The organism is Thiobacillus sp., assembly GCF_024708915.1.
Genome location: NZ_JANJXQ010000165.1, coordinates 1 through 8,033, shown reverse-complemented (window position 1 = coordinate 8,033; position 8,033 = coordinate 1). Strand labels below are relative to the sequence as shown.

Sequence of the window (8,033 nt, the reverse complement as noted above, 5' to 3'; positions counted from 1 at the left end):
TGGACAGGTCGATGATCGACAGCCGCCGGTGCCCCAGCCCCACGCCGGGCTCCAGATGCAGGCCGCCTTCGTCGGGACCGCGGTGAAACTGGGTTTCGTTCATGCGATGCAGCAGTTCGCGCGAAATCTCGTTCGCGCCGCTGGTGTCGAAAATACCGGTGATGCCGCACATAACTTGTCGTTTATCCCTGTTGCTGTCGAGTTTTCAGGCTGCCTGACGGCGCCCCAGCGTTCGATCGTATACCCTGGCGTAGGCCTCGGCCATGGCCGCAATGCTGAAGCGCTGCTCGGCCTGCCGCCGCGCCAGCCCACCGTGCTCGGCGATGCGCGCCGGCGAGTCCAGATAGCCCAGCAAGGCCTGTGCCATGTCGTTGACGTCGCCCGGCGCCACCAGCATGCCGTTGACGCCCGCCTTCACCAGTTCGACATTGCCGCCCACCGCGGTGGCGACCACCGGCAGGCCGCTCGCCTGCGCTTCGAGGACGGTATTCGAGATGCCCTCGTTTTTGGAGGGCAGCACGAACACATCGAACGCCCGCATGATTTCCGCAATGTCGTCGCGCTCGCCCGGCAGCCAGGCCAGATGCGCCAGGCCGGCCTGTTGCAGCAGGGCCTGGCAGACCCCGCGCGCCGGGCCCTCGCCGACGATGACCAGCCGCGCACGCTCGGCCCGCTCGGGCTGCCGATGCACCAGCTGGATGAAAGCACGCGTCAGCATCGGGTAATCCTTGACCTCGACCATGCGCCCCACCGAGCCGAAAACGATGCTCTCGGGGTGGGCGAACGCCGGCCGCGCCCCCGCGCGCGGATGGAATTTGGCGCTGTCGACGCCGTTGTAGATCTGGTGCAGCTTGCGCGGCGGCACACGGATGGTCAGGCGCAGCCAGGTTTCGAGGTCCTGGCTCACGGCGATGTAGTTCGACACCAAAGGCCGGGCGGCGCGGCGCAGCAGATTGTATTTCCAGTTGCGCCCATGGAGGTCGAACACGTCGCGCCCGTGCTCGCCGTGAACGGTGGCGCGGATGCCGGCGGCGGCGGCGACGAACTGCGCTTCCAGCGCGGCCAGATTGCGGGTGTGCACCAGATCGGGCTTGAGCTGGCGCAGCAGTTTCCACAGCCGCGCCGCCCAGCCGAGGCCGTGCCCCGGTGCGCGCTGCAGCGCATGGAATTCGACCGCCTGCGCGCCGATGCGCTGACGGAAATCGCTGTAGCCGGTCAGCGCCACCACCGTGTGCCGGTAGCGCTGCGGCGGCAGGGCGTTGAACAGATTGACCATGCCGTTTTCCATGCCGCCGGTGTCGAAGCGATGGACGACATGCACGATGTGTGCAGTCACGGCCCGTCGACCTGGTCGAGCGCGCGCCCGATCGCGGGTTCCATGTCTGCGGCAAAGCGCGCCAGCGTGGCCGCCGCAGTCTCGATCTCCGCATCCTCGTAGGGCGTGGCAATCAGCACCGACAGGCCGTCGTCGCGCCTCAGCAGCACCCGCTCGAAGGCCAGGCTCAGCTTGGCGAGATGATCGTTGACGGTGGCATGGTGGCCGATCAGGTTCCACTGCCATACCAGCAGGCGCTGGCCATTGCTGCCGCGCAGCCTGGCCTGCCGCACCTGGCGCGTCATGCCGCCAATCTGCACCGTGGCGAGCGTTTCGCCGACGTTGGACCACAGCGGGTCTTTCTGCCGGATCATGAAATTCTGCGAATTGACGAGCTCGGCATCCTGCCGCTGGGTGACGTAGTAGTTCAGTTCGAGCAACACATTGCGGCCGGCCTGGGTGTAGGTGCGGCGCAGCTGGCGGTCGGCACCGATCCAGTGCGGCGTCCAGCCAGTGAAATCCTCGCCGGGCTGCCAGCCGCCCTGCGCCTCGACCTGCAATGCGGGCATGGCCGGCAGCGCGCGCGTGTCGAGCCAGCTGGCGTAAGCCGTCCACAGGCCGGCAAGCGCCAGCACCGCGACCGCCACCGGCAGGAACGGACGCGCAGCGGCGCTGGCTGCGCCCGCCGCCGCTCCGGGCGCGGCGGCGGGCGCGGGCTGGTCGTCTTCGCGCCAGAAACTGCCGATCCAGAACAGCAGCAGCATGACGAGGCCGAAAAATACCCAGCCGTAGATGTAATGATCGACGCCCAGCGCCAGTTTCATGTCGGACAGGTGGGCGATCATCACGATCAGGTAGGCGCGCCCGCTGTTGGCGAAGATCGGCACGACGATGGCAGCAAGGGTGAACAGCAGCCGGCGTTGCCACGAACGATAGGTGAGATAGGCGTACAGCACGCCGAGCGTGACCGAGGCGATCAGATAGCGCAGACCGGAGCAGCCTTCGACCACCGACCAGTCGCCGCTCGGGATGCTGAAAAACGTGCCTTCGCGGTACACCGGAATGCCGGTGGCTTGCAGCATCGCCACGGTGAAATCAGCCGTGATCCCCATCAGCGGCTGGATCAGGAACTCGCCCATCGGCACGGCAAACAGCAGGAACATCAGCGGGAAGAAGGCGGCCCGCACGAAAGCCGCGCCGAGCAATGACCAGACTGCGGCAATCAGCATCACGACGAACGCGTATTGCGCAGCGACGTTGACGCTGCCGGCATCGGCCAGCAGCCAGCCGGCGCCGGCCGCCGCCAGCAGCAGCAGCCCGCGCAGGTCGGGGCGCGGCCGGATCTGCGCCAGTACGTCGCGCTGGCGCCAGACCAGCCAGGCGCTGATGGGAAAAACCAGGTAGCCGTGCGTGAAGGTCTCCGAACGGTCCCACACCTCGATCATCGAATGCACGGTCGGCCAGAACGCGGCGCCCAGCAGCAGCAGGACGCCGATGGTCAGCGCAGCCGGCAGCAGCCAGTCGTTGCGCGCAGTTGCAGGGAGGGAATCGGGCAGGGCGTTCATGCGGGGCAGGTCTCCAGAGCGGCGGCAGCGGCCGGTGCCGGTTCGAACAGTCCGTCGATCGCGCTCAAATTGCGCGTCCAGTCGTAGTGGGTCAGGATGCAGTCGCGCGCCGCCGCTGCGGATCCGGGCGCCCGCAGCCGGGCAATCACCGCATGGGCGAATCCGGTTTCGTCCTGCGCCGGGATGAAATCGCGCCCGGCTTCGGCACGGATGCCTTCGGACGCCTGCGCGCTGGCGACCACCGGGCGCGCCATCGCCATGGCTTCGAGCACCTTGTTCTGCACGCCGCGGGCGATGCGCAAGGGCGCCACCGCGCAGGCGGCGTGCGCAAGATAAGGCCGCACGTCGGGCACGCTGCCGGTGACCGTGACGCCGGGCTGGCGCGCCAGCGCCCGCACCGCCTCGCCGGGACGGCTGCCGACGATGGTGAACTGCGCACCCGGGACCGCATCGCGTATGGCCGGAAAAATCCGCTCGGCAAACCAGGTCACGGCGTCGACATTCGGCCAGTAGTCCATGGCGCCGGTGAAGACCACGCCCTGCACGCCGGGCGGATACGGATCCGGATAGTCGCGCAGCGGCGAAAAATAGTCGGCATCGACGCCATTCTCGAACGCGCCGATCTTATGGCGCGCAAGCGGCACACGCTGTTGCAGCAGGGCCGCCTCGTCGCGCGACACCAGCAGCGTGGCGTCGAAATCGCGCGCTGCCCGCGCCTCCCATTCGGCCAGCCTGCGGCCTTCGCGCGCATACACCCACGACAGCGGCCAGCGCTGCGTCGGGGCGTATTGCGCCCATTTATCGGAATCGACGTCGACCATGTCGAGCACACGGCGCGCGAGATTTTGCGGCATGAACTGCGCCATCGCCGAGGAAAACGCCAGTCCGCGGGTCACCGTCCCCGCAGCGGCCAGGCCGGCCGCCCAGCGTTTGAGTTCGCGGCTGCGGTAATACGGCAGTGTCAGCGCTTCGCCGGTCAACAGCCCAGTCAGGCTCGTCAGCCTGGCGCGGCGCGAATGCAGCGGCAGCAGCCTGAGCGATGCGCAATAGGGCTGCAGTGCGTCCCGGTACTGCCAGTCTCCGGGGTCGTCGACGAAGGCGCCGAGATGGATTTCATAACGTGCGCTCAAATGCTGCAGCAGGTGGAACGAGCGGATCTTGTCGCCCTTGTTGGGCGGAAACGGGATGCGGTGCGCGAGAAACAGCAGCCCGTCCATGGTCAGCCCAGGTTCTTCACGATATGCGGCCCGATGACGTTGGCGAGTGCCAGCGGCATTTTTTTCCAGGCCTGGATGAAGAGGCGGTACTTGGGATTGAGCGGATTGATTTCGGGGACGGTTTTGTCGCTCACCAGAAAATATTCGTAATACAGCGGCGTCGGCTCGAAGCCCCAGTTTTTCTTGAAATCGAACGAGCCGGTGCCGCGCTTGCTGCGGCCGAAATCGAATACGCGCAGCCCGCGCTCGCAGGCGCGCCGCATCACTTCCCAGTACATGAAGTCGTTGCCCGCCACCGCCCGCGCCGCCTCCACCCCGCCGCCGTAATACGGCAGCACCTCGTCGCGGAAGTAGAACGACATGACGCTGGAGATCACCCGGCCATCGAGCGTGACGGTGAGCACCTCGCAATCGTCGCCGAACTCGCTTTTCAGCAAGCGGAAAAACTTGCGCGAAAACACCGGCGTACCCAGGCGGTGCACGCTCGCCGAGTAGGCCTTGAAGAAGCGGGTGGTATCGGCGTCGATCTCGCTGACCAGACCGGCCTTGATGCCTTTCCTCACCATCGCGCGCTGCTTGCGCGGAATCGCCGTCATGTTGGCCTCGATTTCGGGTTCGATGGCCTTCTTGAACGTGACGTACAGATCCTTGGTCGGCCAGTGGACATGCTGCGCGCTCTGGTTGCGGTATTCGAGCGCGCCGACCCCGAGCTGTCTGGCCAGGGCCTGCGCGGCCTCGTCGAGCGCACGCCAGGCTGCGTCGTGGTCGGCCAGGATGCCGCCGTAGGCGCAGAACGGCAGCGATCCCAGGCTATGGCCGAACAGGCGGCTGTCGATTTCGGCCAACGGCAGCACGCCTGCCAGTTCGCCGCCGCGCTCGGCCAGCAGGAAGTGGCTGCGGTGGCCGAACGCATCCTCGATGACGCGCTTCCAGCCGGCACGGTGAAAAAAGCTCGCGTCGGGGTGCGCCTGGACATAAGCATCCCAGCGCGCGGCGTCGTTCGCCTGCAGCGGGCGCACCGTGACTTCGGCCGCGGCGGCGGCTGGCATGGCAAGGGATTCGGCGGGTGTATTCAATGGGCGGGCAGGAACACGCGGTCGACGCGGTCCCATTCAAAATCGTTCAGCAGCCGGCCAAGCCTGTCCGGCATGCGCTGCAAGTTGACGTAGTGGCGGAAGCGCGTCCTGGCCGACAGCCCAGACTGGCGCGGCTGTCCGGGATCGATCTCCCACGGATGGAAATAGAACATGCACGGCGCCCGATCCTGCCGATTGACGCGGCGCAACATCCAGCGCGACATCGCGTAGGGCAGCAGGCGAAACCAGCCGCCGCCCGCTGCGGGCAGATTGCGTCCCAGCAGCGGCAGGGTGGTCGGCGGCAGTTCGAGGATACCGCCCGCGCCATTCGGGCGGTGCGGAAAGCGCGGCGCGTCGGGCATGCCGTAGTGATCGTGGCGCACCGGGTAAATACTGGAGCTGTATACATAGCCGGCGTTTTCCAGTTCTTCGACCGCCCACCAGTTCGCCTGATTGATGGAAAAACTCGGCGCGCGGTAACCGCGCACCGCGACACCGCCGAGGTCTTCGAGGATACGCTTGGCACGGACGATGTCGGCGCGGAATTCGGCCGGCGTGAGATCGGACGCGCGCTGATGGCCATAGCCGTGGCTGGCCAGTTCGTGGCCGTTGTCGACGATGCGGCGCACCAGCTGCGGATAGCGTTCGGCGATCCAGCCGAGGGTAAAGAAGGTGGCCCTGGCGTCGGCCGCGTCGAGCAGGCCGAGAATGGCATCGACGTTGCGTTCGACCCGGCACGGCAGCGTGTCCCAGTCTTCGCGCCGGATGTGCGGCGCGAACGCCGACACCTGAAAATAGTCCTCGACGTCGATCGACATGGCGTTTTTCATTCAGACGGCCCGGGTTCCTTTCTGCATCGGCAGCCAGCCCTTCAGCGTGTGGGCAATGCGCATCGCCGCGCGGCCATCCCAGTATTCGGGAATGCGCCCGCTCTTGCCGCCGTTCGCCATCACCTCGCCGAACGCCGCCTGAATCGCGGCGGGGTCGGGCCCGACCAGGGTATTGGTGCCTTCGGCTATCGTGATCGGCCGTTCGGTGTTGTCGCGCAGGGTGAGGCAAGGCACGCCGAGCGCCGTGGTCTCTTCCTGGATGCCGCCGGAGTCGGTCAGCACCAGCTTGGCGTCGCGCATCAGGCCGAGCATTTCCAGATATCCAACCGGCGGCAGGATATGCAGACCATCGAGTTTGGCGGTGAGGCCGAATTTCTCGATGTTGCCACGCGTGCGCGGATGCAGGGGGACGACCATCGGCAGGCTGCGATTGATTGCGCCGACCGTATCCAGCAGCGCGGCGAGCGTGGCCGGGTCGTCGACGTTGGACGGGCGGTGCAGCGTCAGCACCGCATACTGCGGCAGCGCCGTGCCGAGGGTCAGGCTGCCAGGCACCGCCCTCGCGAGATTGCGGTGCAGGGTATCGATCATCACGTTGCCGACGAACTCGACGCGAACGGGATCGATGCCTTCACGCTGCAGATTGGCAAGCGCGCTTTTCTCCGTGGTGAACAGTAAATCGGAAATCTGGTCGGTCAGCACGCGGTTGATTTCTTCCGGCATGCTGCGGTCGTAGCTGCGCAGGCCGGCCTCGACGTGGATCACGCGCACCCCGCGCTTGGCCGCCACCAGCGCGCAGGCAATGGTGGAATTGACGTCGCCCACCACCAGCACCGCCTGCGGCTGCACGCTTTCGAGCACCGGTTCGAAGCGTCGCATCACTTCGGCCGTCTGCACCGCGTGGCTGGCGGAGCCGACTTCCAGATGGTGATCCGGGCGCGGAATGCCGAGATCGGCAAAAAAGCTGTCACTCATCGCCGCGTCGTAATGCTGGCCGGTGTGCAGCAGCTGCGCGGCGATGCCGGTTTCGGCCAGCGCCGCCATCACCGGAGCGATCTTCATGAAGTTGGGGCGCGCACCTGCGACGCATAAAACCTGAGTCATGACCGATCCTAATGCGCGGTGTCGGAGTGCCCGGACGATGCATCGTCATCCGCCGCGGGCCGCTCGCTGACGGTGTAGAGAATCTTGCGCACGATGGGCAGGATGCGGTTGATCGAACGCTCCATCTGCTCGACGCGCAAGGTCAGCAGCGCCGGGTCTTCGCTGTGCGGCGCGCCGCCCGCGGACAGGTGGTTGTTGACGCCGGTGGGGCCATGGAAATCCTGATGCGCCACCTCGTTTTTCAGGTCGGAAATCACCTCGTCGACCTCGGCCTCGCCGAAATGGCCCTTCTCTTCGAGGAAGCCGAACAGCAGCAAGCGGTCGCAGGTGGTGTTGAGGCGGCGCGGAATGCCGCCGGTAAAGCGGTGCAGCGCAGCAAACGCTGCGTCATCGAAACCCGGATTGTCCTGCCAGCCGACGGTGCGCAGGCGATGCTCGATGTAGCCGCGCGTCTCGTCGGCATCGAGCGGCCCCAGATGGTACGAGGCGACCACGCGCTGGCGCAACTGCTGCATGTCGGGGCTCTGCAGGATGCCGCGGAATTCGGGCTGCCCCAGCAGGAAGGTCTGGATCAGCGAGCGCTCGTCGTTCTGGAAATTGGACAACATGCGCAGCTCCTCTACTGCGCGCGGCGTCAGGTTCTGCGCCTCGTCCACCACCAGCAGCGCGCGCTTGCCCTGGCGGCTGGCGGCGCCCAGGAAATCCTCCAGGTTTTTCAGCAGCGCGGACTTGGTCAGCCCTTCGTGCTCCAGCCCGAACGAAGCGGCCACGCTGCGCAGCGTGTCTTCGGCATCGAGCTGGGTCGACACCAGCTGCGCGGCCACCAGATTGTGGGCATCGAGTTGACGGAACAGGTTGCGCACCAGCGTGGTCTTGCCTGCGCCGACCTCGCCGGTGATGACGATGAAGCCCTCGCCCAGCGACAA

Annotated in this window: 7 protein-coding genes; all 7 read right to left on the bottom strand. The window is 66.5% G+C overall.

Features of this window, described 5'->3' with window-relative positions:
* Positions 1–205: 205 nt before the first annotated feature.
* Positions 206–1,336, bottom strand: coding sequence for a TIGR03088 family PEP-CTERM/XrtA system glycosyltransferase (locus tag Q0L94_RS11565; RefSeq protein WP_296753414.1), 1,131 nt, complete (start codon positions 1,334–1,336; stop codon positions 206–208).
* Positions 1,333–2,880 carry an exosortase A gene (gene xrtA, locus Q0L94_RS11560; RefSeq protein WP_296753411.1) on the bottom strand — a complete coding sequence of 516 codons (1,548 nt, stop codon included), beginning with the start codon at positions 2,878–2,880 and terminating at the stop codon, positions 1,333–1,335. The genes Q0L94_RS11565 and xrtA overlap by 4 nt, the downstream gene beginning before the upstream one ends.
* Positions 2,877–4,097 carry a TIGR03087 family PEP-CTERM/XrtA system glycosyltransferase gene (locus Q0L94_RS11555; protein ID WP_296753410.1) on the bottom strand — a complete coding sequence of 407 codons (1,221 nt, stop codon included), beginning with the start codon at positions 4,095–4,097 and terminating at the stop codon, positions 2,877–2,879. Before Q0L94_RS11555 ends, xrtA begins: the two co-directional genes overlap by 4 nt.
* A 2-nt stretch (positions 4,098–4,099) precedes the next feature.
* Positions 4,100–5,146 carry a FemAB family XrtA/PEP-CTERM system-associated protein gene (locus Q0L94_RS11550; RefSeq protein ID WP_296753408.1) on the bottom strand — a complete coding sequence of 349 codons (1,047 nt, stop codon included), beginning with the start codon at positions 5,144–5,146 and terminating at the stop codon, positions 4,100–4,102.
* Between the two features lie 23 nt (positions 5,147–5,169).
* A complete protein-coding gene (locus Q0L94_RS11545) occupies positions 5,170–6,003 on the bottom strand; it encodes an XrtA system polysaccharide deacetylase (RefSeq protein ID WP_296753406.1) in 834 nt (277 codons plus the stop codon).
* On the bottom strand, positions 6,004–7,107 hold the full coding sequence (wecB, locus tag Q0L94_RS11540; RefSeq protein WP_296753404.1) for a UDP-N-acetylglucosamine 2-epimerase (non-hydrolyzing): 1,104 nt from the start codon (positions 7,105–7,107) through the stop codon (positions 6,004–6,006). It lies immediately after the preceding gene.
* A gap of 8 nt (positions 7,108–7,115) precedes the next feature.
* On the bottom strand, positions 7,116–8,033 hold a 918-nt coding region (locus tag Q0L94_RS11535; protein WP_296753402.1), incomplete at its 5' end, for an XrtA/PEP-CTERM system-associated ATPase.

What these genes read in the sequence shown, in the direction of transcription:
- Q0L94_RS11555 (WP_296753410.1), bottom strand. Translation starts at nt 4,097, where the DNA reads ATGGACGGGCTGCTGTTTCTCGCGCACCGCATCCCGTTTCCGCCCAAC.
- xrtA (WP_296753411.1), bottom strand. Translation starts at nt 2,880, where the DNA reads ATGAACGCCCTGCCCGATTCCCTCCCTGCAACTGCGCGCAACGACTGG.
- wecB (WP_296753404.1), bottom strand. Translation starts at nt 7,107, where the DNA reads ATGACTCAGGTTTTATGCGTCGCAGGTGCGCGCCCCAACTTCATGAAG.
- Q0L94_RS11550 (WP_296753408.1), bottom strand. Translation starts at nt 5,146, where the DNA reads ATGCCAGCCGCCGCCGCGGCCGAAGTCACGGTGCGCCCGCTGCAGGCG.
- Q0L94_RS11545 (WP_296753406.1), bottom strand. Translation starts at nt 6,003, where the DNA reads ATGAAAAACGCCATGTCGATCGACGTCGAGGACTATTTTCAGGTGTCG.